This is a genomic window from Synechocystis salina LEGE 00031 (assembly GCF_015207985.1).
In the GTDB taxonomy this organism is placed as follows: Bacteria; Cyanobacteriota; Cyanobacteriia; order Cyanobacteriales; family Microcystaceae; genus Synechocystis; species Synechocystis salina.
Genome location: NZ_JADEVV010000012.1, coordinates 19,504 through 43,446 on the forward strand (window position 1 = coordinate 19,504; position 23,943 = coordinate 43,446).

The window sequence follows — 23,943 nt, forward strand, 5'->3', positions numbered from 1 at the left end:
GGTCAACAAATTTTTGACGTTGATTTCTGCTGTCCGTATGGGAACCTAAACCCTAGTCAAGCCGTTGTGTTAGCCTGGGTTAGAAAAAATTGTCGATGCGGTTAATTGTTGTTGAGGAAAAAGATTAATGGTTGTCACTTCCCTATCCACCCCATCCCTGTCCCCAACTGCTACTCCCCCCGGTCACTTGCCCACGGAAACTAGGCCCTGGGGCTCCTTTACCACCCTGGAGGAGGGCAACGGCTACAAAATCAAACGCATTGAGGTGAATCCGGGGCATCGTCTCAGCCTGCAAATGCACCACCACCGCAGTGAACATTGGATTGTGGTATCCGGCACCGCTCGCATCGTCTGTGGAGACAAGGAAGAACTATTGGAACCAAATCAGTCCACCTATGTGCCCCAATGCACTGCCCATCGCCTGGAAAACCCTGGGGTAATTAAGTTAGTCCTAATTGAGGTGCAAAACGGGGAATACCTAGGGGAAGACGATATTATCCGTTTTCAAGATGACTATGCCCGGGGCTAATGGCGAGCAGTGGGTTTGGGACTAACGGCCATCAATTCAGCGATGGTTTGGCAATGGGCCGGTAAACCCAGTTGGGCCGGGGCAACGGGATCGGGATAGGTGAAGTGGCGATAATCTAGGCAAAAACGGTCCCAGTCCGCCATTTGAATGCGGAACAGCTTGATAAAAATATTGGCCAGGGTGAGGGAAAGGGGAATTTGGAAGTAAATTTTTTGGTGGTGATATTGGCAAACTTGGCGAATGCCCTCCGTGGCAGTGAGCGGTTCATTACCTAACACCACATCAATTCTGGCTCCAGGGGGATGGCCAACGTAATAGGCCACCACCCGAGCGATGTCTCTACCGTGGATAAAGTGGAAACTACCATCGGCCCGGAACCAGCGAATTAGAGGTAACCAGCGTAAAATTTCCCCCAATCCTCCAGAAAGGTGGGAATAGGGTTTACCGGATTCACCGCCAAAGACCAAGGTGGGATAAACCACTGTGATTTTATTGGCCATGGCTTCGCTGATGGGAGCGACTTCCACCGGAGGAATAGGGTGTGGTTCTAAAGCTTGATGGCAGAGATATTTGGTGCGGATATAATCAGTACCCAAACTTCCGGCTTCTGGTAATGGTTGCCCTTGGCTGCCCAAAATGCTGGCGGTGGAAAAATAAATTACCTGCTCGCATCGTTCTGGGTTGAGCAAATTGATCAAGGTCAGGGTTTTGACCACGTTGATGTTGTAGGTCTCCTGGCGATCGCCCCAACTGGTGGCAATGAGAATGGCGCAGTCCATGGTTTGTAGGAGATCTTTGTGGGCTTCAATATTGCCCATGTCACCGGGGATTAAATGGATATTGCTCCTCAGCTTGGGGTCAAACTGTAACTTATCTGGATTTCTCACCAGTAGGAATAGTTCATGGTCTGTACCCTGGATTAATTCATCCGCTAAATAGTGCCCAATGCAACCACTGATCCCAGTGATAAAAATTCGTTTTAAACCAGCCATAACCATACACTCCCCGGAAATAAATTAATTTTGCTCAGCTTAAGAGCCTGTTGATGTTGACAAAATTTGACTTTGCCCGCTAAATCGACCCATTAAAACTCCGGCCATACTGGAGAATTTTGACTAAATTTCCCCCAAATTTTGGGTAGGGATACGTTTGAAAAAAACTCCTAGGAAAGCACCCGGATCACACTGGGAATTTCCTTCACAGCTTCCAGTTGGCTGATTTCCTCCAGAGCAGCCCGATAGTCCCCTTCCCGCACATCGTGGGTGACGACCACAATTTCTGCACAGCCGTCGGTAAAGCCAATTTGCACCAGGGATTCCAAACTCACCCCGTGGTTACCAAAGCCCATACCAAGGTGGCCAATCACCCCCGGTACGTCGGCACAAAGGAAGCGGCAATAAAAACGGGTGACTAGGTCTTCAATGGAAGACACCTGACAGTAATGTTGGTGGGTGCAACTAAGCAGGGGATCGAGGGCCGGATTTTCGTCACTGCTGGTGATAATACCGACAATATTGATCACATCGGATACGACGGCGCTGGCGGTGGGCCCGGCTCCCGCTCCCCGACCGTAGAACATCACTTGTCCCAGGGGATCTCCTGTTACCAATACACCGTTATAAACTCCATTAACACTGGCCAGGGGATGGGCCTTGGCGATTAAAGTCGGATGAACCCGCAGTTGCAAGGCTTCCGAGTTTTCCCCTGCATTACCGTCGGCAATCGCCAAAAGTTTAATTACAAAGCCCAGCCGATCGGCGTAGGCAATGTCCACCGCACTGACGGATCTAATGCCTTCACAGGCCACATCTTCCCGTTTGACCCGGCCACCAAAACCGAGGGACGCAAGGATGGCAATTTTGTCCGCCGCATCCAACCCATCTACGTCGGCACTGGGATCCGCTTCGGCATAGCCTAATTGTTGGGCCGCTGTTAACACCTCGTCGAAATCTGCTCCCTCACTGGTCATGCGGGAAAGGATATAGTTGGTGGTGCCATTGAGGATGCCGACAATACTTTCGATGCGATTGCCCCCCAGGGATTGTTTGAGGGGTTTAATGATGGGAATGCCGCCCCCCACCGCCGCTTCTAGCAGAACGTAAACGCCGTGTTGATTGGCCGCTTCATAAATTTCCGGGCCGTAACGGGCAATGACCGCTTTGTTGGCGGTGACAATGTGTTTTTTATGGGCGATCGCCTGGAGAATGAGGGATCTAGCGGGTTCCAGTCCCCCCATTAATTCCACCACAATGGCAATGTCGGGATCGGTGACAATGGTCTCTAGGTCGGTGGTCAACACCTCCGGCGGCAAATTTACCTGACGGGGCTTATCGAGGGAACGCACCCCCACTGCTTTAATCTCAATCGCTTTGAGCAGAGGACTACGACCCTGGGGCTCCTGCAAAATTTCCACTGTGCCGGTGCCGACGGTGCCTAAACCAAGTAAACCAATTTTAACTGTCACAATTTTCCTCCCGTTGCCTTTCCTTTCTTTAGGTTACTGGCGATCGGCTCCCCATTCTATCTGGACTTGGGGATGGAGAAGAATAACAAAACCTCTTTACTGTTTTTTTAATACCTTTTACACCGACCTGTGTCCCACCAGCCCCAGATTTGGCTTTGTCCCACCGATCGCCTCCTTCCTTCCGGTTATCAAACCCTATTAAGTCCTGAAGAAATAGCCCGCAGTGAACGCTATCAACAGCCCCGGGATAAGCAGCGATTTTTGACCATGCGCCTGGCGTTACGCATACTCCTAGGCCGTCACCTTAATTGTCTGCCCCAGCAATTACAGTTCACCTATGGCTCCCAAGGTAAGCCGGAGTTAGTGGACAGGGAACGGCGATCGCCATGGTTTAACGTCGCCCACAGCGGGAATTATGGCCTGATTGGTGTCAGTGCAGAGGGAGAAGTTGGAGTTGATTTGCAAATTATGCTCCCTAAACCCCATTGCTTAAAATTAGCAAGGCGTTTTTTTGCTCCCCAGGAAGTTCAGCAATTGGAAAGTTTAGAGGGGGAAAAAAGAACTAAACTGTTTTACCAACTTTGGACAGCGAAGGAGGCATTTTTAAAAGCTACAGGGCAGGGTATTAGCGGTGGCTTGAATCAAGTTATACCAGGCAAAAATTTAGCTAAATATCAGTACTTACCGGATAGCGGAGAGACAAACCATTGGCGATTATCTAGTCAAGCTTTGTTAGCGGATCAAGGGAGCAACGATAATTATTGGATGGCGATCGCCTGGCGAAATCCGGCAGGTTTCATTGGGAATTCGACAATTTGACTCATTCCCTCAACTGCTTAGACTTGATTGCCTGACCAATTTCTTGTTGGTTCATCACCACAATATCCCCAGAGCCCGGAAAATGTGGGACCATTGAAAACCAAATTAACACGCCCCCAATAAAAGCTTCCGTTACGGGAGGTTGTGCAACGACGGCCCGAACTACTTTTCGTCCAGTATCCAGACAAGATATTGCCCGACATAGTGCCTTCCAACTGTTGGTCGGGTTTGGCATAGTACCCGGTGACGTTTGCCCCATTTTGATTCAGGCTTATATTTCCCCAAGAACTAGTCCAGTTCCCGCCAATAGAAGTCACAGAAGCCACCGGCGGCACAGATGGCGTACTTGCAGTGCTTTGACTCGAACGACTTCCCGTCCATTTTTTTGTAGGTTCATCACCACAATGCCCCCAGTCCCCCGCAAATGTGGAATCATTAAAAACTAAACGAACACGTCCCCAATAAAAGCTTCCGTTACGGGAGGTTGTGCAACGACGAGCTGACATATTTTTCGTCCAGTATCCAGACAAGACATTGCCTGAGATAGAGCCTTCTAACAGTTGGTCCGGTTTAGCATAATAGCCAGAAACACTTGTGCCATTTTGAGACAATCTTACAGTTCCCCAAGAACTACTCCAGTCTCCCGCAATCGAAACTTGAGCGAGAGCTGGCTGGCTTAAAGTAGTGCTTACGCAAGCAACGCTCACTGAGGCAATCAAGGCAGAGTACGATAAATATTTTTTGAAAGCCAGATGAGTCATAATTTTAATTCTGAATTAGGTTTCTCATAGTCTAGTCATTTTAGCCTAGGATTCAAGAATGTGTTTGAAAAGCCTCCCAGATTTGGCAAAAAACTACTTCAAATTTCCCCATCATTGCTGGAGCTTTAGTAAGCGAATAAATCTATTTAGTTTGTAGTCATTATATTTTTAAAATTCAGAAAAACTCGCAGTATAGAGTTCGTAATTAACACTGCCAGTAACAATGGTTGCACCAGTTTGTCTATTTTGAAAATAGATACGTGTCACTGCGTTATTTCCGTGTAACTCACATTTTTTATCGTCATCACAGATAGGCCCTGTAGTAAAGTTCTCATCATCTTCAGCATCTCTGTTAAAGATTTCAAATCCATCGCTGTTTAATAGCTTTCTCACATCCTTCATTGCCATACCAACTTTTAAATAATTAGGATTAATATCATCACAAATATAATGCTTGATAGGGTATAGCTTATGCATTAGAATATAGTAGATATTATAGCTATTTTGACTAGTGGGGGAGGCTTGGTAATCTTGATAATAGGTGAAATTAATGCTTTTTGTATTCCAAGAATTGTATGGTTTCCCATCACATTCAAGATTTAAGCGCCCCGTTGACTCAAGTACTTTCGTTTGGTTATTTTCGGTAGAAAAAGTAGCGAAACTACCGGATTTTGAGTTACTATTTCCGGTAATACTGCCATTTTTTATTTTTATGACTTCATAGTCATTGCTAATAATTGTTGTCCATTCACCTTCAGGATATTTATCCGATTCAATATATTCATTTGATAAGGCTGGATCTGCTAGGCCAAAGTTTATTGTGCTCAATAATAAACTGTTGCACAAAATACGGTGAGAGAGCTTGTTCAGCATGACTTATCCCAATTTGTAAGTTTTTTGATTATATTCTTTTTTTGAAATCAGACCACATTACAAAATAATTCTCTAGTACTCTGAAACCATGGAAAATCCCCTCCACAAAGTAGAAACGGCCATTAGTAATCAAGTCAACGAAACAGTGCGTCAGACCACCGATAAATTCTATGGGCAGCTAGAAAAAATTGTCCATAAAGAATTGACCAGCGATCATTTGGAAAGAATCATTGCTGATGCAGTGGCCCAAACCTTGCGAAAACTGGCTTGGCAGTACTGGTATTTACTCATAGGGGCCGCCTGCGGCCTGTTGGTAATTCAGGCTTTACTACTGAGAATGGTGCTTAAAGATACCCATTCCTGTGTGGAATCTGCGCCTAGATCAACACCGCCCTCTCTCAATGTTCCCCAGCGTTAAGAGTTAACTAACCTTAAAACTGGCGCAGGAAGCGGAGGTCGCTGTTATAAAGCCGGCGAATATCGTCAATTTGGTGTAGCACCATGGCAAACCTCTCCACCCCAAAGCCTGCCGCAAAGCCAGTGTAAACCTCTGGGTCATAGCCCACTGCCTTCATAACGTTGGGGTCCACCATGCCACAGCCCATCACCTCTAGCCATTTACCCTGCCATTGCACATCCACTTCCGCCGAGGGTTCGGTGAAAGGAAAGTAGCTAGCCCGAAAACGGATCGGCAACGCTTCCCCAAACATTTGCTTGATGAACGCTTGAATGGTGCCTTTCAAATGGGTAAAAGCTAAACCTTTATCGATCGCCAGTAATTCCACCTGATGGAACACAGCGGAGTGGGTAGCGTCCACCGTATCCCGTCGATAAACCCGGCCGGGGGCGACAATGCGAATGGGGGGATCATGCTTTTCCATGTAACGAATTTGCACCGGGGAAGTGTGGGTACGCAGCAGACGACCATCTTTCAGAAAGAAGGTATCTTGCATATCCCGGGCCGGGTGGTCAGCAGGAATATTTAACGCTTCAAAATTGTAATAATCCGTTTCCACCTGGGGCCCCGTGGCGACGGTGTAGCCCAAACCAACAAAAATATCCAACACGCGGTCAACGGTGCTATTGAGGGGATGGCGACGGCCCTGGGGACGGTAACTGCCCGCCATGGTCACATCCAAAGTTTCCGCTGCTAGCTGAGCCTCGATCTCTGCATTTTGGAGGTTAGTTTTGCGGCATTCCAAATCCTGTTGCAAAGCTTCCTTCACTTCATTGGCGATCGCCCCAAGGATTGGCCTTTCCTCCGCAGAAAGTTTGCCCATACCTTTCAGGATGAGGGACAATTCCCCTTTTTTCCCCAAGTATTGCACCCGCAATTTGTCCAACCCATCCAGGTCGTCACAACCGTTAATCGCCGCCTGGGCAGCTTGTTGTAGGGATTTTAAATCGGCTTCCAAAGAAATAGTCATGGAAAAATATGGGTCTCGTAATTTTGCCCTAGCAAAGGCCTTGTTAATAGAGATGGATCAAATACTGATTACCGCTGGTCAGGTTAATCAACAGGGGACTATGGTTTTTCCCTTGGCCATGGTCAAGACCAACGTGGCCTAATCCCAGGAAAATTGCCCGCTACCGATTCTAACCCAACGGAGAACGGAAATTCTCGCCCCTCAGGACTCAATTCTGGGCACCAAAGGAATTTGCCGTAACTTAATGCCGGGAATGGTGAACTGTTGTTTGATCTCATTCGCTTCCAGAGGAGTGGCCTCAGCAAAATTAGTCTGGCTTGTGGATAATACCCCTAGCACACTCAGGGGCACCTGCAAAAATAAATTGGCCATCAAATATGCGATCGCCCCCAGCCCAAGGCCCGCCAAACGAATTTGGGGCAAATCCGTTACCCAAGGATAGGCGATCGGGGCATAGTAATAAACCAACCACAATAAACCAAGGCCAATCAGTCCCCCCAGCAAAGTAATCCACCGTTGTTGGCCCCGTTTAAACAAACTTAAAATCCGCAGTTGGTCTTCCCTCAAACTATCGGGGCGCAGGGCAATGATCAGCAAACTGAAAATCTCAAAGGGCTTAAACCATTGCATCACCATTACCGGCAACCAGCCCACTGCAATCAAGAAAATCAGTTCCACACCATAAACAGAAAAGGGCGTCCCCAGCGCTAAACCCAGCATCATGGTCAGGAGGGCCAACGGCACCACCACAATCCCCGCCAAATGAATCCAGAGAAATGGTTCTGCCCGAAAAGATGCGCCCATGATTTTAATGCCTAACTGGTAGTCTGGTAGTCGTACTGCACTGTGTTCAATAATACCAAACTGCCCTGGCTTCGAGCTTTAGGACCAGGTCATTTTTCTAAAGTTCTTGGAAATACTGATTGGAAGAATGTGGTCACAGTGATTGCTCTAACTAGCCTTTAGTTTTTTCAGGTCGACTGGCTCTTAGCATCGCCCAGAAGCCAGTTTATTTTTTTAAGATTGTCAAGACTGACGAATTTAATAAGTACACCAACCGTTAAGTTTAACTTCAAGGCCACTCAGTTTTATTTTGATGAGTCGAGTTTAAATTGTATTTCGGCATGTTTTTACCACGCCACTACTTCTAAATTTTCTATCGCCTGAAAGTGAGCATCCCTTGTTATTAAAATCATATTGTGTTGTAGTCCAAGGGCGGCAGTCCAAATATCATTCTCCGACAATGGACGACCTTTGAGTTTTAACTTATGCTTAACTTTGTCATATTACCAGACTGTTTCAGCGTCACAGGATAATACTGTGCCATTGGCAACTAATTTACTCACTCTTTCCAAATTGGCTTGGACTCTTCCGGATGTTCTGGCACCGTAACACAATTCACCAATGACAATACTTGGAATAAAAATTTCATTGGCTGTAACAAGCTTTTTCTTCACCATTATTTCATCCGCAAAAAGAGCAATAATGATATTTGTATCAAGCAAAAACTTACCATTGATCGACATCAATCTGTCCACAATCTTGTTTAATAGCTTGACACATTAACTGAAGATCTTCGGCGTTAATAGAGCCAGCAAAATGTAACAATTGTTGTCCTGGTGTTCCTTGAATTTGTGTTTCTTTTAGTCTTTGAACAAATTCCACTACCTGCCATTGCAAATGCTGAGGCATAGCCCTTAATTATTTGATAACTTCTTCTGTAATTAGGGTCTCCATAAACTTACTCTTATAGGATACTCAAAACATTTCCCTGTAATCCACTAGTAATGCCTTGGCATTACTCAAGACTATTCAGTTTTGCTCTGATGGGTCTAATTAAAACTTGATCTCAGCAATATTGAAAATTAGTTTAATCATGCTGGTCAACCATGATTCTAGCAAGGATTCCTCCCCAAACTGAGAACCCCCGAAAAGCTTACCAGAGAAGCCTCGGGGATAAAAATAAATCTAGGATAAATCTGGGTTGCGATTAATTATTAATTACTCTGGAGTGGGAACCGGCTTTTCCTGAGCTTCCTCCTTTTTAGCCCCTTCAAATACAGCCCGTAGCCAAGGGGGAGCCACAAACGTAGTAACAATGACCATCACAATAATGGCGGCATCGGTGGCCGGATCCAAAGCTCCACTGGCGGCCCCTACCCCAGCAAAAACTAGACCAACTTCTCCCCGGGGAATCATACCCACCCCGATCGCCAATTTGTTCAATTCCGACTTACCAAACAGGGTGAAACCAGTAACCACCTTACCCACGATCGCCACCACAATTAAAAAGGCGGCAATAATCAAACCCTCTCGGTTAGCAGGCACAGCGGGGTTGAGCACACTGACATCCGTCTTAGCCCCCACACAGACAAAAAATACTGGCACGAAAAAGTCCGCCAGGGGCAAAATTTGTTCTTCCAAATCTTCCCGCTTTTCCGTTTCAGCCAGGATTAACCCCGCCGCGAAGGAACCCAAAATCGCCTCTAACTGGACAATTTGGGCAATGTAGGAAAGCACAAATGCCACACAAATGGATACCAGAAGCAACTGACCCCTGGTTTTCATGCGGTTGACTAGGCTGACATAGAAGGGACTGAGCAGGCGACCAATTAAAATCGAACCCACCACAAAACCGGTGGCACTAAGGATTAAGTAGATGATATTGCTGATTTGGATTTCCCCAGTTTTTACCAAGCTACCCACCACCGCCAGCACAATAATGCCGAGGATATCGTCCAACACTGCTGCCCCAATAATGATCTGGCCTTCATTGGAACTTAGGCGGTTAATCTCCGCTAATACCTTTGCAGTGATACCAATACTAGTGGCCGTTAGGGCTGCCCCGGCAAAAATTGCTGGAATGGCCGCCACCCCAAAAATGGTCATCAGGCCAATGGTGCCTAAACTGAAGGGAGTTACTACCCCCACCACTGCCACGATCGCCGCCTGGGGCCCCATCCGAATCAGTTCCTTGAGGTTAGACTCCAAACCAATTTCGAATAGGAGAATAATGACCCCCAACTCAGAAATGACCGAGATTACCTCACTCTGGGCACTGAAGACCGATGCGGCCGCTTCTGGGGATAAATCTGCCGACCCCATCAACAGTTGAATAACCAGGGAATCTTCGGGGGCCAGGCCTCCTTCGGGAAATAACAATAGTTTCAGGGCAGAAACCCCCACTAACACGCCCCCCACCAATTCTCCTAGCACTGGCGGCAGATTGAGTCGGAGACAAACTTCCCCGCCCAACTTGCTAGCAAAATAGACTACCACCAGGCTGAGGAGCACCCCGGCCAATACCAATGGAGCTATTTCCGTTTCTGTTTCTACGGCGGTGGCAATCATTGGCCACAGGGGAGGGAGCAATGGGTTCATAAACATTTACATTGGATGTCATCTCTAAGCAGGATAAGGCAAAAGCTCCCCAATTTTTAGTGGCGTAGGACTCTGAAAATATAATCCAAACCATTCATTAAGATAGATATTTTCACTCCAGACCAGGGGCAAAGGTCAATAGAAGTTACCATTAACTATAATTCTTGCTTTTGAAATTCATCTGAAAAATTGAGGTGTCGCAGTTAAATACCCCCCTTGTTTGAGTACGGATTTTAGTAGACTGACTTAGCACGATAATCCTATCCTTAAATTTGTTTAAGTCTAGAAATAAAGAGGCTGATAAAAGGCTGCGAGGCAAGCGATTTTAGTTTTGCCAAATGCCCTCACTTCAAGATTGGAAAGGCATTTGCTGGCCCTGGATCACCATTTCCCCCCGGGGTTGACGAAGAGAGCCTTCTTTTTCCTCGGTGACCATCACTTCCGAGGCGGAAAACCATTTTTCAAAAGGAATCTCTAGCAAAACTTCCCCTTGGGCATTGGGTAGAAAGGAACGACATGGTACTTTTTTGCCATCGATCACAGCCCAAAGTTGATAAAATTTGCCATCCGTAGTCGGGGGGACATCCTTCAGCACTAGTAGGGCAGAAGCACTTTCCGCCCCCACAATTAAACTGCCTGTGGCCTGGGATGTGGCCTGGGTGGCCCGCAGGGTCAAAAAGTTTTGGTTCGGTTCCTGGAGAAGGTTGACAACCTGGCGATAGGTCGATAATTGTTGGGTTTGTTGTTGGTCCCCCTGGGAATCAAGCACCTGTTGCAATGTCTGATTAGTTTGCTCAATGGTGGCTAGCTGTTGATGTAGTCGATAATTTTGCCAGCTTAAACCGGCGATCGCCGTGGCTAGTAAACCGCCCAAAGCAATTTTTCCCCAGGGAAACTTGGGGGTGGATTTAATTACTGATGGAGAAAACTGATTAACCGGAGATGGGGAAAGTAATAGGGGAGGGGGGACGTCGGCGGAAGATAGTCCCAAGGGCAAAAGGTTGAGGGTGGCCCGCAGTTGCTCAACTTCTTGTACTAAAGCCGGATTTTGACTTAACATTTCTTCCACCTGGGCCTGCTCCGCTGGGGTTAAATCTTCTAGCACATAGCCCGCCAATAATTCCTGCACGGCGATCGGGTTTAGGGATTCCATCGGTTCACTCCACAAGATCCTGTAATAAATTTTTCAGCTTTAATAACCCCTGACGAGAACGACTTTTAACCGTACCGAGGGGAATGGCCAATTTTTGGGTAATTTCTGACTGACTCAGCCCTTCATAGTAAGCCAGCTCCAACACCTGCCGTTGGTTAGGGGGCAAGGTCTCCAAAGCGGACGCTACCCGTTGGGACATCTCAGACAAAGCAGCGTTTTCCATGGGTAAATTGGGAACATTCGTTAAATGGTTGTGTTGACAAGCTTTTAAAAGCCGCCCCCGACTCTGACCTTGGCGAATTCGGTTCAGGGCCCGGGAACGGGTGAGGGTCAGCAAAAAATTGAGTAGATTTCCTCGTTGGGGGTTATAGGGAGTAGTGGTTTCTAAGCCAAGGAAAATTTCCTGGGTTAAATCCTCCGCATCCTGGGAGCGTTGCAGTATCCGCAGAGCTAAACGATAAACCACTGCACCGTAGCGGTTATAGAGAATTCCGAGGGCCAAGGAATCTCCCCGTTGCGCCGCCGCCATAATTTCTCCGTCATCCTGCACCACAACTTGCATATTAGAAAAACCAACCCAGTCCCGTGAGCAGATAATATCCCCCCGCCAACATCAGGAATGCACTACCAAGTCCCGTAACCCAGTAGGAGTGTTTTAATAAAGTCCGGCTCTGTTTGATCAGACCAGTGAACAAGCTAGCTAGGAAAATAACGGCGGTGTAACCCAGAGCATAGAAAACCATGGTCACCACACTTAGGCTCTGGGAACCGGTGGCAGAAGCAGCGGCCAACACGGCAAATAATACCGGACTGGCACAGGGAGAACTCACCAAAGCAAAGGTCATGCCCACCCCTAGGGGCCCGGCCACGGGCAAACTAATTTGGGTCCGGGGTAAGGGTAAGTGGATTAGCCCAGCAAAACTTAATCCCATGGCCAGAATAATGGTCCCGATCGCCAAATGGACGTAACCCTTGAAATCCACAATAACGGCGCTGGCAAAGGCGGAAACTAAGCCAAATAAGCTGAGCACAATCACCGTACCCAAGACAAATAAACTAGCTTTGACCAGGGCTTGGCGGCGGGAAGTGACTTGGAGAGTGCCAATATAGCTCAGATTCACTGGCAACAAAGCCAAAATACAGGGGGAAAAACTAGCTAGCAGTCCCCCGAAAAAAGCCAGGGGTAACAATATCAGGGGATTACTAGTATTTTGCTGGTCAAACCATTGCTGGTAATGATTTTCAACGGCGGCAATGAAATGATCCAACCCTGCTGTCAGGGGCCCCCATTGATGGATGAGCACAACTAAGGACAGGGCCCCAAGAAATAAAATCAGACAAAACGTCCAGGGGGCCGTGGGGGAAAAGTAACGACGGGCACGGTTTAACATGGCGATTCCAGAATTTGGTTATCAAGGAGCAAAGCAGAGGCCGGCCAAACCAACTTCGCCCCCGGTGGAGAGGAAATATTTTTGCGAAGCTCCTAAAGTTGCTAGAGCTTAAGTGATCCTAGGTCGGAAAACGGGTAAAGTTACGCCAAAAGAAAGGAGGGCATTTAAAGATTAACGCCCTCGGCATCGACTATTTTTTTGCCATTCTGGAGATTGCCCCATCAATTACCTTGGTGTAGTCCGAGGCATTGGCATTTTTACGAAATTGTTGAATAACCATGCCGGTGGCGGGATCGATGATGGCGACGGTGGCGGTTTGGGTCTTATTGGCATCAAAGAAAGTCGTGAGCCCCAACTGCTTGGCTTTGGTTTCGGCCATTTTTGTCGTGTTTTTGTCCGAGACATCCAGTACCACAAAATTCACTTTTCCCTGGTACTGCTTCTTCAATTGGCTAAGGGTAGGGGCAATGGTCTGACAACCGGGGCACCAAGTGGCATAGATATCCACCACCACTGGTTTGCCTTGGAGGGAAGGAGCTAGGGGTTTGGGGGCCTGGGTCTGCATCATTTGGGCAACGCTGACCTGGGGAGAGGAAAGGCTCACCGAAGCCATACCAAGGGCACCACCAAGGAAGGCGATCGCCAAAGTAGAAGTTAAAAAGGATGGGGCAGTTTGCACAGAAAGTTCCTCAATGTAAGGTTCACTTTCTATACACGTCTGACCCGGCTTTTGGATTTAATTTAATTTCAGAATTTCACCAACTAGATTTAATTAACCGAAACGACCACTGACATAATCCCGTGTGGACTCCTGCATCGGATTTTGAAAAATTTCTTCCGTGGGGCCATACTCCACTAGGCTGCCGACCTTAGCACCCCTGTCCACTGATTCCACATTGAAAAAGGCAGTATAGTCCGAAACTCGGGAAGCCTGTTGCATATTGTGGGTCACAATCACAATGGTGAATTGCTCTTTTAGCTCGTGCATTAAGCCTTCTATTTTCAGTGTGGAAATGGGGTCGAGGGCAGAACAGGGTTCATCCATTAAAATTACTTCCGGCTGAACGGCGATCGCCCGGGCAATGCAAAGCCTTTGTTGTTGCCCACCGGAAAGGGAAAAGCCACTGGCCTTTAATTTATCCTTCACCTCGTCCCAGAGGGCCGCCCGTCGCAGGGAAGTTTCCACCAGTTCGTCCATGTCCCCTTGAAAGTTGTTGAGCCTTGCGCCCCAAGCAATGTTTTCGTAAATGGATTTGGGAAAAGGATTGGCCTTTTGGAACACCATGCCAATGGAACAACGTAAACCCACCGGGTCCACTGTGGGAGCATAAATATCCGCACCATGGTAGGTAATGCGTCCCTCCACCCTGGCGATCGCCACCAGGTCATTCATGCGGTTGAAACAACGGAGCATGGTGCTCTTGCCGCAACCGGAGGGGCCAATGAAGGCCACTACTCGCCTTTCGGGAATGGCAATATTACAGTTTTTGACTGCCAGGTGGGAGCCATAGTAAACGTTAACACCCTGGGCTTCTAACACCCCCTTGGTGGCCACGCCATTGGAAACTACCATAACTAATGTCCTCTTTAAGATTTAAAAATAATTGGTTGCTAATAACAGAGAGGTTTGGGCAGTTCTAAAGCCCCAAGCTTTTAAAGTTTGACTGAGTGAAGCGCCCAACTTGCGATGGAGGTAAAATCTACCAATAAAGGGGAGCAGACAATTTAACCAAAGCGACCACTAACATAATCCTTGGTCTCCTGCTCTTGGGGATCGCCAAATACTTTCCCCGTTTGGTCAAATTCCACTAGGTAGCCCACTTTGTTACCTTTTTCCGTGGCTTCAGCATTGTAAAAGGCAGTATAGTCTGCCACCCTGGTGGCCTGTTGCATGTTGTGGGTAACGATGATGATGGTGTAGTTCTGCTTCAGCTCATTCATCAACTCTTCCACCTTGAGGGTGGAAATGGGGTCCAGGGCAGAACAGGGTTCATCCATTAGCAGCACTTCTGGTTGCATGGCGATCGCCCGGGCAATGCAGAGGCGTTGTTGCTGACCACCGGAAAGGGAAAAGCCACTGGCTTTTAATTTATCCTTCACCTCATCCCAGAGGGCCGCCCGCCGCAGAGAATCTTCAGCCAATTCTTCTAAATTGCCTTTGTAGCCATTCACCCTAGCGCCATAAACCACGTTGTCAAAAATAGTTTTGGGAAAAGGGTTGGGCTTTTGGAACACCATGCCAATGTTCTTGCGCACCGCCGTGACGTCAATGTCAGGGGCATAGAGGTCTTGGTTGTGGTAGCAAACCTTGCCCTCTAAACGGAAACTTTCAATCAGGTCATTGAGACGATTAAAGCAACGCAGAATGGTACTTTTACCGCATCCAGAGGGGCCAATGAAAGCAGTAATTTTATTTTTGGGAATGGCCATAGAAACATTCCGCACTGCCCGGTGACTACCGTAATAAACATCAAGGTTTTGAACAGTAAACACAGGCAGACTGTGTGTTAATAACTTGTCGGGGGATTCATTCATGGTGGATTCCTAATTTAATCAGTATCTAATAAGCCTTCTTCCGAGTAAAGAACCGTGCTGTGATGTTGGTAATCAGCACCAAAAACACCAGCAATAACGAGGCCGCCCAGGCCAGTTCCTGCTGGGATTTGTAGGGCACCGAGGCAAAGTTATAAACCAATACAGCGAGGGTGGCGATGGGTTCCTTTAATCCCCGGGGCCAGAAGTTGGAATACAGAGCAGTGAAAATCAATGGCGCTGTTTCTCCGGCCGCCCTGGCGATCGCCAACGTTACCCCGGTAATGATGGAGGAGAGGGCCGCAGGCAAAACCACAAACAAAACCGTTTGATAGCGGTAGGCTCCCACCCCTAGGGCCGCCCAACGAATTTCCTGGGGCACAATTTGCAACGCCTCGTCCGTGGTACGGATAATGGTGGGTAACATCAACACCGCTAGGGCCACTCCCCCGGCAATAGCAGAAAAACCAAATAAACGAGAAGCTACCAGAGCACCGTAGGCAAATACCCCCGCAATAATGGAGGGAATACCGCTCAACAGGTTAGTGGCAAAACGCACCGCCCTGGCAATTTGGTTGTCACCACTGAATTCTGAAAGGTAGACAGCACTCAACACCCCAATGGGCACGGAAATTACCGTGGCGATCGCCACCACTATGAAAGTCCCGATGATGGCATTGCCCACCCCGCCACCGCTTAAACCAGGGGCCGGAGGCAGTTTCACAAAGAGGTTTAAGTTGATGCTACGGAAACCCTGGATAGCGACAAAAATCAACACCGCGAACAGGGGAATAACGGTGGCCAATAGACAAGCCCCCGATATGGCGGTCATGGAGTTACCAAAGAGGGTTCTCAGGTCAGACTTTTTCTTTTTGAGATTAACGGCGGTCATGGATTTGGGCGGCCAGGGCCGAAGGGAATAATCAAAACGGAATACTAAGCAAAAATAATTTCAGGTAAAACTAATACTTGGCCTTAACCTTGTTAACAATCAGTTCGGCCAAAACATTGACAATGAAAGTCAGAACAATAAGTACAAAACCCGCATACATCAACGCAGAAACCTGCATGCCTGAAGCCTCGGCAAACTGGTTGGCCAACAAGGAAGCAATGGTATTCGCCGGGTTCAACAACGACCAACTGAGGCGATTGGAGTTACCAATGATCATGGTCACCGCCATGGTCTCCCCCATGGCCCGCCCTAGGGCCAACATGATACCCCCCACAATGCCGGAGAACGCCGCCGGGATTAGCACCCGAAAAATAGTTTCCCAACGGGTGGCCCCCAGTCCCAGGGAAGCCTGTCGCAATTCCGGTGGCAATGAAGCCAAAGAATCCCTGGCGATCGCCGTAATAATAGGCAAAATCATAATGGCCAGCACAATACTGGCGGGTAACATACCGGGACCAGCGGGCTTGGTGCTAAATAAAGGAATCCAACCAAAATATTCGTTCAACCACATTCCCACCGGCTTAATCAGGGGGATAATGACGAAAATGCCCCACAACCCATAGACCACACTGGGAATAGCCGCTAGCAACTCCACCATAAATGTCAGAACAGTGCGGATCTTAGCGGGAATAAAATCCTCACTTAAAAACAGTGCTGTCCCTATGCCGAGGGGAATGGCCAGCAGTAAAGCCAAGCTGGAGTTGACCAAAGTACCCACCATAATGGCAAGGATTCCATACTGGCTGGTGACCGGGTTCCAAGTGTTATTGGTGACAAAGCCGAGACCGAAAGTTTTAACCGCTGGCAACGACTGGGAAAAAATCAGTAAGGCGATCGCCACCAAAATGAGACCAATACTAACGGCAAAGGCTAAAGTGAGATACTTAAATGCCTTCTCCAAATTCTTCTCAAGATTGGAGCGGGAAGCCAGGGGCTTGGTCCGGGAATAGGGCGCGGGCGCGGTGGTCATGGAAAAATGGGGAAATGGGAAAGGCAAATGGGAAGGAAGATCAGCATTAACAATGGCGATCGCCTCCCCACCCAGCATTTGAGATCAAATTACTTGAGGGTAATGGTGTAATCCGGGGAAATTTTATCGGCGGCGGCGGCCACTTTTTCCCGTACATTTTGGGGCAGGGGTACATAGCCCAAAGCAGGGGCCATGGTTTGACCTTCATTCAAGCCAAACTCCACCATTGCCTCTATGCCCTTGGCCTTTTCCGCATCAGCGTACTGGGGATAAAGCAACATCCAACTGTAGGTCACAATGGGATAGGACTCAGCCCCAGCGGGGTTAGTGATAAATTCCCGCAGGTTTTCTGGTAATTCCACCGCCGCTAAGGTCGCCGAAGCATTCGCATCGGTGGGCACCACAAACTGTCCATCCTTGTTCTGCAAGCTAGCCATGGTCAGGTTATTGTTGCTGGCATAGCCATACTCAATGTAGCCAATGGCTCCTTCATTTTGCTGAATGGCAGCGGTCACCCCTTCATTGCCTTTACCACCAATGAACTTACCTTTACTGGTGGGCCACTCTACGGTTTTACCTTCGCCGATGGTCTCTTTAAATTCGGGACTCATGGCGGCCAAGTTCATGGTGAAAACTGCTGTTGTACCGCTACCATCGGAACGATGCACCACCGTAATCGGGCGATCGGGCAAGGTTACATCGGGGTTATCGGCCACCAGTTTGGGGTCATTCCAGGTGGTGATATTGCCTAACATAATGGCCGCGAGGTTTTCTTGGGATAACTTCAGCCCTTCAACTCCAGGCAGATTGTAAGCCATCACAATACTACCGGCGGTCATGGGTAACATAATCACTTCACCATTGATCTTGGCGATTTCTTCATCATCCATGGCCACGTCACTGGCACCAAAATCCACGGTTTTAGTCATAAATTGCTCTACCCCGGCGCCACTACCCACGGATTGATAGTTGACCTCCAGATTGGGAACGGCCTGGTTCAGGGCCACAAACCAACCTTGGTAGAGGGGAGCGGGAAAACTAGCACCGGCACCGGTCAAGGAAACTTTATTGGCAAAAGCATCGGCGGCAGTAGACTCGCCACCACTGGTTTGGGCTGTGTCACCACCACCACCGCCACCACAGGCCGCCAGACCAACAGTCAGTGCCAGGACAGAAGCTGTGGGCACTAAATGCTTGGACAACTTTTTAATTTGCTTGAAAGTAGTCATTGATGTGTTCTCGACGCGGATTTGTATAATCTGGCTAAACAGTTGCTCATGATACAGTCATTAAGCCAGACCATGGTAAAGGCAAGGTTAAGGTCTATAGAATTCGGATTTTTTGTTTGCAATTCCTCATACTTGCCCCCTGATAGTCCCGTCACTTGCTTATCACTCAAAGGAGGCTTGTTTCTTCAACAACTCCCCAATTGTGAGATCCATTACACTTTTGCCATCAAAGACTGTGCCTACTTCTCCTTTGTTGAAGCTAATTTTGCCTAGGTTATAGGCTTCCTCCGGCAAGGGAATGTAACCAACCTTGGTAGCGGTGGCAGGGGCATTGGCCAGATAAAAATCCACAAATTCTCGCAGGGCAGGATTTTCCTGGGCTTTGGTCGCGTTGACGTAGATAAATAAGGGACGGGATAGGGGCTGATACTCAGATTTTTCCACCGTTTCCCGGGAGGGCAGAATCGGGCCTTTGCCCGCATCCACCGCGATCGCCTTCAACTCATTGGTGTGGGCTTCGTAGTAGGCAAAACCAAAGTAGCCTAGGGAATAAAGGTCTTGGACAACGCCCTGCACCAAAATTTCATCGTCTTCACTTTTTAAGCTATCAAGACGACTAGTTCCAGCTTGACCGACGATCGCCTCGGTGAAGTAGTCAAAGGTACCAGAATCCTCACCAGGGGAATAAAGATTAATGGGCTGGTCAGGAAATTCAGGCCGGACCTGGTTCCAGCGGGTCAGAGTCTTCTCGGCGGCGGGTTCCCAAATGCGCTTCAGTTCTTCTACGGTTAAACTATTGAGCCAATCATTTTTCGGATTACCAACTACGGTGATAGCATCAAAAGCAATGGGCAATTCCACATACCTCACTTGGTTGTCATTACATAATTTCATCTCTTCCCTATTAATGGGACGAGAAGCGTTAGTGATGTCTGTTTTCCCTTCGCAAAAAGACCTAAAACCGCCCCCCGTACCGGAAAATTCCACTGTTATTGCCACTGCATTCTGCCCTGCAGAGTACTCTTTGGCGATCGCCTCAGTAATGGGATAAACCGTACTAGAACCATCAATGGCGATCGGTTGGCTCGTCTGGGATGGTGTACAGGCAGAAATTCCCAGCAAGAGCAAAGCCACAGGGACAATGCCCCGGCTCAATCGACGTAAATCAAGCATTCTTACTTCTCCGCCCCCAGGGTGGTCGATTTTGATTAGCCGTTGACGGTGGCTTTAGGGCATCCATCAACATTTTTTTATATTAAGGTTGCCTAGTGTGGTTGCAGGTTAAGCCTTAGTAAAGGTTTGGTTAAAGATTAAGCCGTTCAGTGTTTGCCCTAGCGTCCGTCCAGGGGACTTTTTGCCCCGATTAACCTAGACTTGAGAAAAAAGCTGATTTCTGTGACTATGGCGACCTTTTCCCCCCGCGAAATTTCCAACCCCCATGCTACGGCGATGGCCTTAGGGGCGGATTTCCATTGGCATCCCCAGGGGGAGAAGGGACATCTGGCTTTGACTTTAACTCCCCAACCCAATGGCCAATGGTTATCACTGTTGGGAGGGAAACTACGTTTTTGGCTGCGGGGCGTCGGTTTAACGGTCCAGACCGAAGGTGCAACCACCGACCATGGGCAAAACTTCTTCAATTCTGAGGAGATAATTTTTACCTCGGAGAGTGTTGCTCCCCAAACCGTCAATATTGAAATTGCCCTAACTGAACCATGGGGCCGACTGCAAGCGGTAGTCAAAGCGAATGCTCAGCAAGTGGCGATCGCCGAAACCCAAGGTCTTTGGCCACCGGATTTGAGTCCGAATCAGTTGGCCATTGCTGATCGCCTATTGGCGAAATTTTTGGCGGAAACTTACCTAGCTCCGGCCCTTTGTTGGGGTCAATGGCTCTTGGCCAAGTCAGCTGATGCTGATCCTCAAATTACCTGGCAACCTCTGTACGATATCGAAAATAATCAAACCCTAACCGAAGCAAACACCAGTAACCTTGGCGATCGCCTGGGTTTGGTCATTGATTCTCCCCATTTAGATTGCCTTGCTCTGGCAAAATTGGTCGGTTTGGACCCGCAACGGGACTTGGCCGGCGGCAAATTCGTGGGCGCTAACCTCAACGGCATTGACCTTAGTAACAGCCTACTAATGGACAGCAATTTCCGGGGAGCCATTCTTACAGATAGCGACCTGAGCAATGCCGATCTCCGCCGCACTAACTTTCGAGGGGCAGACCTGAGTGGAGCCTACCTTGAAGGAGCAAACCTTCATCAGGGGGACTTCCGCAAGAGTAGTTTAGCCGTGGCAAATTTAATCGGCACAGACCTAAGGAGAGCGGATTTACGGGGAGCTACTCTCCAAAACGTCAATTTCAGCGGGGCAAGGGTAGAAAACTTGCATTTTGGCGACAATCCAGGGCTCACCGCCAGTCAACAAGCCTGGTTGTTGGAAAATGGGGCCCAGTTAGCTTCCGAATCGGTGCAGGAAATGTTACGCTGATAGCTGGTCTGGTTTATTTCCCTAAGGGTAGGAGATCAGCAAGTTGTTTATTGTGGACACGTAGCTCAGTGGATAGAGCATCAGGTTCCGGTCCTGAGGGTCGGGGGTTCGAATCCCTCCGTGTTCGTTTAATTTCATCAACCTTTTTCCCTCTTCTCTTCCCCAAGCTGTGTGATACAATGGGGATTGCTCAATTTTAGACTAAAGAAATAAAGTTAAACCCCGATGGCAAAAAAATCCATGATCGAGCGGGATAAGCGTCGTAGCCGCTTGGTAGCAAAGTATGCTGCTAAAAGGGAAGCGCTCAAAGAAGAATTCCGTCAAGCTGAAACCCTAGAAGACAAATTAGCTGTTCACCAAAAATTGCAGGATTTACCCCGCAATAGTGCCCCCAATCGTCGTCGCAACCGTTGTAAAGTCACAGGTCGTCCCCGTTCTTACTACCGGGATTTTGGCCTCTGCCGCAATGTGCTGCGGGAATGGGCCCACCAAGGCCTTCTACCCGGTGTGACCAAATCTAGCTGGTAGTTTTCTGAATATGGCCAGCAGAATTGTTTGAGCTAATCCGCATTTTTATAACTTATGGGGATTAGCCCTGGCCTGTCTAACCGCAGTAACTAGAGTTGCTGCTTTAAATTTTGATTATCAATCTTGCAATTTCCCCCAGTGTCAACTTTGTGGGGATTTTTTGCTTTTGTCGCCAACTTGTATTGACCAGTAAAGCCTAATCAATTTCAGTTAATCTCCCCAGGAATTGTAGGGAAGCATCTCAACGGCGATCGCCTTTGGGCGTCAATCAACCACTATTTTGCTGGGGATTGAAATGGAAGAAACTGGACGATTTACCAATGAGGTTTTCGCCCAGTTAAGTTTTCCTTTGCTCAAACTGTAATGACACGGGGGTGGGAATGGGCCCAATGCCTGACCTACAGATCGTTTAATCGACGCCGTAGATCATCCAATTCCTGGTCAATCACCGCATCATCTTGGCCTGCATTATTGGCCGGCACAGAAGAATCAACCGGGGATGCTTCAAGTTGGGGCGTAGCGGCAGAAGTTCCAGGTAATGCACCACCTGACATGGAAGCTTTCAGGGCCGCCAACTCATCTTCTACCCCACTGCTAGCCTCTAACTGGGCAAATTGATTTTCGATGCCGAAGCCGGCCAACTCTCCCGCGGCTTGGGAGGTGGCTTCCATATCCAATACCTTGTTTTCCATTCGTTCAAAGGCACCGGTGGCACTGCTGGTACCTATGCCTCCCAGGGTTTGCTGTAGTTCAGCATTAGCCTTGGCCGCCTTAGCCCTGGCTTGTAGCATATTTTTCTTGGTTTTTGCTTCGGAAATTTTTGCTTCTAGGGCCGCCAAATTGCGCCGCAAATTTTCCGACATGGTCTTTTGTTGAGCCAGCTGGGTTTGGTATGCCGCCGCCGTATCCGTCAGACTTTTCTTACGGGCCAGAGCTTCCCTGGCCAAATTTTCTTCCCCATTAGTCAGGGCTAATTTTGCCCGGTCTTCCCATTTTTTTGCTTCCTGGGTGTCCTGGTGAAGACGTTGCTCGGTTCGTTTTTCCTCGGCGATCGTGCGAGCAACGGCCTGGCGGAGTTGCACCAGGTCTTCTTGCATATCGATTACGGCCTGTTCCAGCACTTTTTCTGGATCTTCAGCTTTACTGACGAGGTCGTTGAGGTTAGCCCGGACGACGCGGCCTAGACGGTCAAATAATCCCATGTCTTACTTATCCTCTCAAAATCGCTGGGGGTTAACGAATGGGGGTCTGTACAGAAGTCCGCATAAGGGGGACTAAGGAGTTGGCCCTATGTTGATCCAGTTTAAACCAAGCCCGCAGACACTAGACAGCCTTGGAGTTGGTTTTGTCGCTTTCGCCCTGGTGCCCTACCCTACAATGGAGACACAGGTAGTCCAATCAATGTTTGATGGTGGAGGCATAGCGTTATGGCGAGTCTATTCAAAATTTTGCGCTCTCTTGCCATTCCAGCGGTGATTGCTGGTCTGGCGTTTATTAGCATCGGTGATATGTTCTTGCCCGATCCTTGGGCTAGCTACAGCAAAAACACCAGGGAACAAATTAATCAAAAATTGTTAGGGGCGGCCCCTAAACCAAAAATCAAAAAGCCCAGTGAAATGAGGGAAAAACAACTTGAGCAATTAAAGTAGTTGGGCTTGAACTTAAACAGTACCCCTAATCTCTTGGCAAGATTTTGCTCTAGCCCCTAAATTCTTCCGTCATTATTCCCTACACGTAACCTATTTTTCCATGGCGATCGCCAAATTACCCCGTCAAATTCTGCCCAATCTGTACCGTTTTGCTCCCAACCGGGACACCCTAGGGGGCACTGCCTATTTATTAACCACCGGGGAAGGTAATGTGTTGATCGATTGTCCGGCTTGGCATCAAGACATTGAAGAGTGGTTGGAACAACAGGGCCCGGTACGCTGGCTATGCCTTACCCATCGGGATGGCCATGGTCCCAAAGTCAAAACAATTCAGGAGAAGTTGGGCTGTCAGGTGGTGGTGCAGGAACAGGAAGCTTACCTATTGCCAGGGGTAAAAGTTTGTCGATTTCGGGAAAAATTGGCGATCGCCCCATCTCTCACAGCCATCTGGACTCCCGGCTATTCCCCCGGTACGAGTTGCTATTACTGGGGAGAAAACGGCGGCATTCTTTTCACTGGCCGTCATTTACTGCCGAATGGAGAGGGGCACTTAAGAGCACTACGGCAGACAAAAACGTTCCATTGGCCCCGCCAGCAAGCCAGTGTGGAAAAAATTTATCGCCATCTGGATGAAAACAATCTACCCCTGAGAGCGGTTTGCCCGGGGGGGAATGTGGGCTATTTGCGGGGGGAAGACTGGTGCTTGAATCCAAGCAACGCACTGGAATCAATGCTCAGCGAATTTCAGGCAAAGGTCTGAAGGAGCCGATAACTATCTACGCACCCAATCAG

General features: G+C 48.4%; 26 protein-coding genes, 1 tRNA gene and 1 pseudogene. 8 read left to right on the forward strand and 20 right to left on the reverse strand.

Translation table 11 applies throughout. The annotated features are described in order from the left end of the window. Nucleotides 1-127: 127 nt before the first annotated feature. On the forward strand, nucleotides 128-529 hold the full coding sequence (locus tag IQ217_RS05770) for a phosphomannose isomerase type II C-terminal cupin domain (protein ID WP_190598566.1): 402 nt from the start codon (nucleotides 128-130) through the stop codon (nucleotides 527-529). Here the strand turns inward: IQ217_RS05770 and IQ217_RS05775 are convergent. Both IQ217_RS05775 and IQ217_RS05780 read right to left on the reverse strand, forming a co-directional pair. Further along, a complete protein-coding gene (locus tag IQ217_RS05775) occupies nucleotides 526-1,527 on the reverse strand; it encodes an NAD-dependent epimerase/dehydratase family protein (protein ID WP_194019245.1) in 1,002 nt (333 codons plus the stop codon). The genes IQ217_RS05770 and IQ217_RS05775 overlap by 4 nt on opposite strands. A 164-nt stretch (nucleotides 1,528-1,691) precedes the next feature. Then, nucleotides 1,692-2,993 carry a homoserine dehydrogenase gene (locus IQ217_RS05780; protein WP_194019246.1) on the reverse strand — a complete coding sequence of 434 codons (1,302 nt, stop codon included), beginning with the start codon at nucleotides 2,991-2,993 and terminating at the stop codon, nucleotides 1,692-1,694. A 129-nt stretch (nucleotides 2,994-3,122) separates the two neighbouring features. On the opposite strand from IQ217_RS05780, the gene IQ217_RS05785 reads away from it, so the two are divergent. Continuing rightward, nucleotides 3,123-3,812 (forward strand): 4'-phosphopantetheinyl transferase family protein, encoded by a 690-nt coding sequence (locus tag IQ217_RS05785; protein WP_420826668.1) that lies wholly within the window; start codon nucleotides 3,123-3,125, stop codon nucleotides 3,810-3,812. Nucleotides 3,813-3,829: 17 nt separating this feature from the next. Here IQ217_RS05785 and IQ217_RS05790 read toward each other — a convergent pair whose 3' ends face one another. Both IQ217_RS05790 and IQ217_RS05795 read right to left on the reverse strand, forming a co-directional pair. After that, on the reverse strand, nucleotides 3,830-4,573 hold the full coding sequence (locus IQ217_RS05790) for a P-loop NTPase family protein (RefSeq protein ID WP_194019283.1): 744 nt from the start codon (nucleotides 4,571-4,573) through the stop codon (nucleotides 3,830-3,832). Nucleotides 4,574-4,741: 168 nt separating this feature from the next. Further along, nucleotides 4,742-5,446, reverse strand: a complete 705-nt coding sequence (locus IQ217_RS05795; protein WP_194019247.1) for a hypothetical protein — start codon at nucleotides 5,444-5,446, stop codon at nucleotides 4,742-4,744. Nucleotides 5,447-5,534: 88 nt separating this feature from the next. Here IQ217_RS05795 and IQ217_RS05800 point away from each other — a divergent pair, with 88 nt between their 5' ends. Further along, the gene (locus IQ217_RS05800) at nucleotides 5,535-5,864 is read left to right on the forward strand and encodes a hypothetical protein (RefSeq protein ID WP_194019248.1); all 330 of its coding nucleotides are present in this window, start codon (nucleotides 5,535-5,537) and stop codon (nucleotides 5,862-5,864) included. A 13-nt stretch (nucleotides 5,865-5,877) separates the two neighbouring features. Here the strand turns inward: IQ217_RS05800 and pheS are convergent, their stop codons facing one another. The 15 genes and pseudogenes from pheS to IQ217_RS05880 form a co-directional block, all read right to left on the reverse strand. Then, the gene (gene pheS, locus IQ217_RS05805) at nucleotides 5,878-6,873 is read right to left on the reverse strand and encodes a phenylalanine--tRNA ligase subunit alpha (protein ID WP_194019249.1); all 996 of its coding nucleotides are present in this window, start codon (nucleotides 6,871-6,873) and stop codon (nucleotides 5,878-5,880) included. Nucleotides 6,874-7,074: 201 nt separating this feature from the next. Then, on the reverse strand, nucleotides 7,075-7,677 hold the full coding sequence (locus IQ217_RS05815; RefSeq protein WP_194019250.1) for a low-complexity tail membrane protein: 603 nt from the start codon (nucleotides 7,675-7,677) through the stop codon (nucleotides 7,075-7,077). A 326-nt stretch (nucleotides 7,678-8,003) separates the two neighbouring features. Then, a pseudogene (locus tag IQ217_RS19360) lies at nucleotides 8,004-8,399 on the reverse strand (PIN domain-containing protein). Beyond that, entirely contained in the window at nucleotides 8,383-8,565 is a 183-nt protein-coding gene (locus tag IQ217_RS05825) for a hypothetical protein (RefSeq protein ID WP_228023951.1), read from the reverse strand. Before IQ217_RS05825 ends, IQ217_RS19360 begins: the two are co-directional and overlap by 17 nt. Before the next feature lie 309 nt (nucleotides 8,566-8,874). Next, nucleotides 8,875-10,260 (reverse strand): cation:proton antiporter, encoded by a 1,386-nt coding sequence (locus IQ217_RS05830; RefSeq protein WP_194019251.1) that lies wholly within the window; start codon nucleotides 10,258-10,260, stop codon nucleotides 8,875-8,877. A gap of 343 nt (nucleotides 10,261-10,603) precedes the next feature. Then, complete coding sequence (locus tag IQ217_RS05835; RefSeq protein ID WP_194019252.1) at nucleotides 10,604-11,407, reverse strand: anti-sigma factor; 804 nt, start codon at nucleotides 11,405-11,407, stop codon at nucleotides 10,604-10,606. Between the two features lie 4 nt (nucleotides 11,408-11,411). Next, a complete protein-coding gene (locus IQ217_RS05840; RefSeq protein ID WP_190598556.1) occupies nucleotides 11,412-11,969 on the reverse strand; it encodes a sigma-70 family RNA polymerase sigma factor in 558 nt (185 codons plus the stop codon). Nucleotide 11,970: 1 nt separating this feature from the next. Further along, nucleotides 11,971-12,798 (reverse strand): cytochrome c biogenesis protein CcdA, encoded by an 828-nt coding sequence (locus tag IQ217_RS05845; protein WP_190598555.1) that lies wholly within the window; start codon nucleotides 12,796-12,798, stop codon nucleotides 11,971-11,973. A gap of 190 nt (nucleotides 12,799-12,988) precedes the next feature. Continuing rightward, entirely contained in the window at nucleotides 12,989-13,477 is a 489-nt protein-coding gene (locus IQ217_RS05850; RefSeq protein ID WP_190598554.1) for a thioredoxin domain-containing protein, read from the reverse strand. A 93-nt stretch (nucleotides 13,478-13,570) separates the two neighbouring features. After that, complete coding sequence (pstB, locus tag IQ217_RS05855; RefSeq protein ID WP_194019253.1) at nucleotides 13,571-14,371, reverse strand: phosphate ABC transporter ATP-binding protein PstB; 801 nt, start codon at nucleotides 14,369-14,371, stop codon at nucleotides 13,571-13,573. Nucleotides 14,372-14,523: 152 nt separating this feature from the next. Then, nucleotides 14,524-15,333, reverse strand: coding sequence for a phosphate ABC transporter ATP-binding protein PstB (gene pstB, locus IQ217_RS05860; RefSeq protein WP_194019254.1), 810 nt, complete (start codon nucleotides 15,331-15,333; stop codon nucleotides 14,524-14,526). 25 nt (nucleotides 15,334-15,358) lie between these two features. After that, nucleotides 15,359-16,222 carry a phosphate ABC transporter permease PstA gene (pstA, locus tag IQ217_RS05865; protein WP_194019255.1) on the reverse strand — a complete coding sequence of 288 codons (864 nt, stop codon included), beginning with the start codon at nucleotides 16,220-16,222 and terminating at the stop codon, nucleotides 15,359-15,361. Nucleotides 16,223-16,292: 70 nt separating this feature from the next. Then, on the reverse strand, nucleotides 16,293-17,252 hold the full coding sequence (gene pstC / locus IQ217_RS05870) for a phosphate ABC transporter permease subunit PstC (RefSeq protein WP_194019256.1): 960 nt from the start codon (nucleotides 17,250-17,252) through the stop codon (nucleotides 16,293-16,295). A gap of 89 nt (nucleotides 17,253-17,341) precedes the next feature. Beyond that, nucleotides 17,342-18,481 (reverse strand): phosphate ABC transporter substrate-binding protein PstS, encoded by a 1,140-nt coding sequence (gene pstS / locus IQ217_RS05875; RefSeq protein ID WP_190598549.1) that lies wholly within the window; start codon nucleotides 18,479-18,481, stop codon nucleotides 17,342-17,344. Between the two features lie 162 nt (nucleotides 18,482-18,643). Then, entirely contained in the window at nucleotides 18,644-19,654 is a 1,011-nt protein-coding gene (locus tag IQ217_RS05880; protein WP_194019257.1) for a PstS family phosphate ABC transporter substrate-binding protein, read from the reverse strand. A gap of 228 nt (nucleotides 19,655-19,882) precedes the next feature. Between IQ217_RS05880 and IQ217_RS05885 the strand changes: the two genes are divergently transcribed. From IQ217_RS05885 to rpsN, 3 genes are all read left to right on the forward strand, one after another. Then, nucleotides 19,883-20,974: a pentapeptide repeat-containing protein gene (locus IQ217_RS05885; RefSeq protein ID WP_228023950.1), complete on the forward strand. Its 1,092-nt coding sequence runs from the start codon at nucleotides 19,883-19,885 to the stop codon at nucleotides 20,972-20,974. Between the two features lie 54 nt (nucleotides 20,975-21,028). Then, nucleotides 21,029-21,101: transfer RNA gene (locus tag IQ217_RS05890), tRNA-Arg, on the forward strand. Nucleotides 21,102-21,199: 98 nt separating this feature from the next. Next, nucleotides 21,200-21,502 carry a 30S ribosomal protein S14 gene (rpsN, locus tag IQ217_RS05895; protein ID WP_190598547.1) on the forward strand — a complete coding sequence of 101 codons (303 nt, stop codon included), beginning with the start codon at nucleotides 21,200-21,202 and terminating at the stop codon, nucleotides 21,500-21,502. A 398-nt stretch (nucleotides 21,503-21,900) separates the two neighbouring features. Here the strand turns inward: rpsN and IQ217_RS05900 are convergent, their stop codons facing one another. Further along, on the reverse strand, nucleotides 21,901-22,704 hold the full coding sequence (locus tag IQ217_RS05900; RefSeq protein ID WP_194019258.1) for a PspA/IM30 family protein: 804 nt from the start codon (nucleotides 22,702-22,704) through the stop codon (nucleotides 21,901-21,903). 225 nt (nucleotides 22,705-22,929) lie between these two features. On the opposite strand from IQ217_RS05900, the gene IQ217_RS05905 reads away from it, so the two are divergent. Beyond that, nucleotides 22,930-23,151 (forward strand): hypothetical protein, encoded by a 222-nt coding sequence (locus IQ217_RS05905; RefSeq protein ID WP_190598545.1) that lies wholly within the window; start codon nucleotides 22,930-22,932, stop codon nucleotides 23,149-23,151. Nucleotides 23,152-23,251: 100 nt separating this feature from the next. Then, the gene (locus IQ217_RS05910) at nucleotides 23,252-23,911 is read left to right on the forward strand and encodes an MBL fold metallo-hydrolase (protein WP_194019259.1); all 660 of its coding nucleotides are present in this window, start codon (nucleotides 23,252-23,254) and stop codon (nucleotides 23,909-23,911) included. Nucleotides 23,912-23,943 lie beyond the last annotated feature (32 nt).

What these genes read in the sequence shown, in the direction of transcription:
- IQ217_RS05845 (WP_190598555.1), bottom strand. Translation starts at nt 12,798, where the DNA reads ATGTTAAACCGTGCCCGTCGTTACTTTTCCCCCACGGCCCCCTGGACG.
- IQ217_RS05770 (WP_190598566.1), top strand. Translation starts at nt 128, where the DNA reads ATGGTTGTCACTTCCCTATCCACCCCATCCCTGTCCCCAACTGCTACT.
- IQ217_RS05815 (WP_194019250.1), bottom strand. Translation starts at nt 7,677, where the DNA reads ATGGGCGCATCTTTTCGGGCAGAACCATTTCTCTGGATTCATTTGGCG.
- IQ217_RS05775 (WP_194019245.1), bottom strand. Translation starts at nt 1,527, where the DNA reads ATGGTTATGGCTGGTTTAAAACGAATTTTTATCACTGGGATCAGTGGT.
- pstA (WP_194019255.1), bottom strand. Translation starts at nt 16,222, where the DNA reads ATGACCGCCGTTAATCTCAAAAAGAAAAAGTCTGACCTGAGAACCCTC.
- IQ217_RS05830 (WP_194019251.1), bottom strand. Translation starts at nt 10,260, where the DNA reads ATGTTTATGAACCCATTGCTCCCTCCCCTGTGGCCAATGATTGCCACC.
- pstS (WP_190598549.1), bottom strand. Translation starts at nt 18,481, where the DNA reads ATGACTACTTTCAAGCAAATTAAAAAGTTGTCCAAGCATTTAGTGCCC.
- IQ217_RS05885 (WP_228023950.1), top strand. Translation starts at nt 19,883, where the DNA reads ATGGCGACCTTTTCCCCCCGCGAAATTTCCAACCCCCATGCTACGGCG.
- IQ217_RS05790 (WP_194019283.1), bottom strand. Translation starts at nt 4,573, where the DNA reads ATGACTCATCTGGCTTTCAAAAAATATTTATCGTACTCTGCCTTGATT.
- pstB (WP_194019254.1), bottom strand. Translation starts at nt 15,333, where the DNA reads ATGAATGAATCCCCCGACAAGTTATTAACACACAGTCTGCCTGTGTTT.
- IQ217_RS05840 (WP_190598556.1), bottom strand. Translation starts at nt 11,969, where the DNA reads ATGCAAGTTGTGGTGCAGGATGACGGAGAAATTATGGCGGCGGCGCAA.
- pheS (WP_194019249.1), bottom strand. Translation starts at nt 6,873, where the DNA reads ATGACTATTTCTTTGGAAGCCGATTTAAAATCCCTACAACAAGCTGCC.
- IQ217_RS05880 (WP_194019257.1), bottom strand. Translation starts at nt 19,654, where the DNA reads ATGCTTGATTTACGTCGATTGAGCCGGGGCATTGTCCCTGTGGCTTTG.
- IQ217_RS05795 (WP_194019247.1), bottom strand. Translation starts at nt 5,446, where the DNA reads ATGCTGAACAAGCTCTCTCACCGTATTTTGTGCAACAGTTTATTATTG.
- IQ217_RS05825 (WP_228023951.1), bottom strand. Translation starts at nt 8,565, where the DNA reads ATGCCTCAGCATTTGCAATGGCAGGTAGTGGAATTTGTTCAAAGACTA.
- IQ217_RS05905 (WP_190598545.1), top strand. Translation starts at nt 22,930, where the DNA reads ATGGCGAGTCTATTCAAAATTTTGCGCTCTCTTGCCATTCCAGCGGTG.
- IQ217_RS05835 (WP_194019252.1), bottom strand. Translation starts at nt 11,407, where the DNA reads ATGGAATCCCTAAACCCGATCGCCGTGCAGGAATTATTGGCGGGCTAT.
- pstC (WP_194019256.1), bottom strand. Translation starts at nt 17,252, where the DNA reads ATGACCACCGCGCCCGCGCCCTATTCCCGGACCAAGCCCCTGGCTTCC.
- IQ217_RS05900 (WP_194019258.1), bottom strand. Translation starts at nt 22,704, where the DNA reads ATGGGATTATTTGACCGTCTAGGCCGCGTCGTCCGGGCTAACCTCAAC.
- pstB (WP_194019253.1), bottom strand. Translation starts at nt 14,371, where the DNA reads ATGGTAGTTTCCAATGGCGTGGCCACCAAGGGGGTGTTAGAAGCCCAG.
- IQ217_RS05800 (WP_194019248.1), top strand. Translation starts at nt 5,535, where the DNA reads ATGGAAAATCCCCTCCACAAAGTAGAAACGGCCATTAGTAATCAAGTC.
- rpsN (WP_190598547.1), top strand. Translation starts at nt 21,200, where the DNA reads ATGGCAAAAAAATCCATGATCGAGCGGGATAAGCGTCGTAGCCGCTTG.
- IQ217_RS05910 (WP_194019259.1), top strand. Translation starts at nt 23,252, where the DNA reads ATGGCGATCGCCAAATTACCCCGTCAAATTCTGCCCAATCTGTACCGT.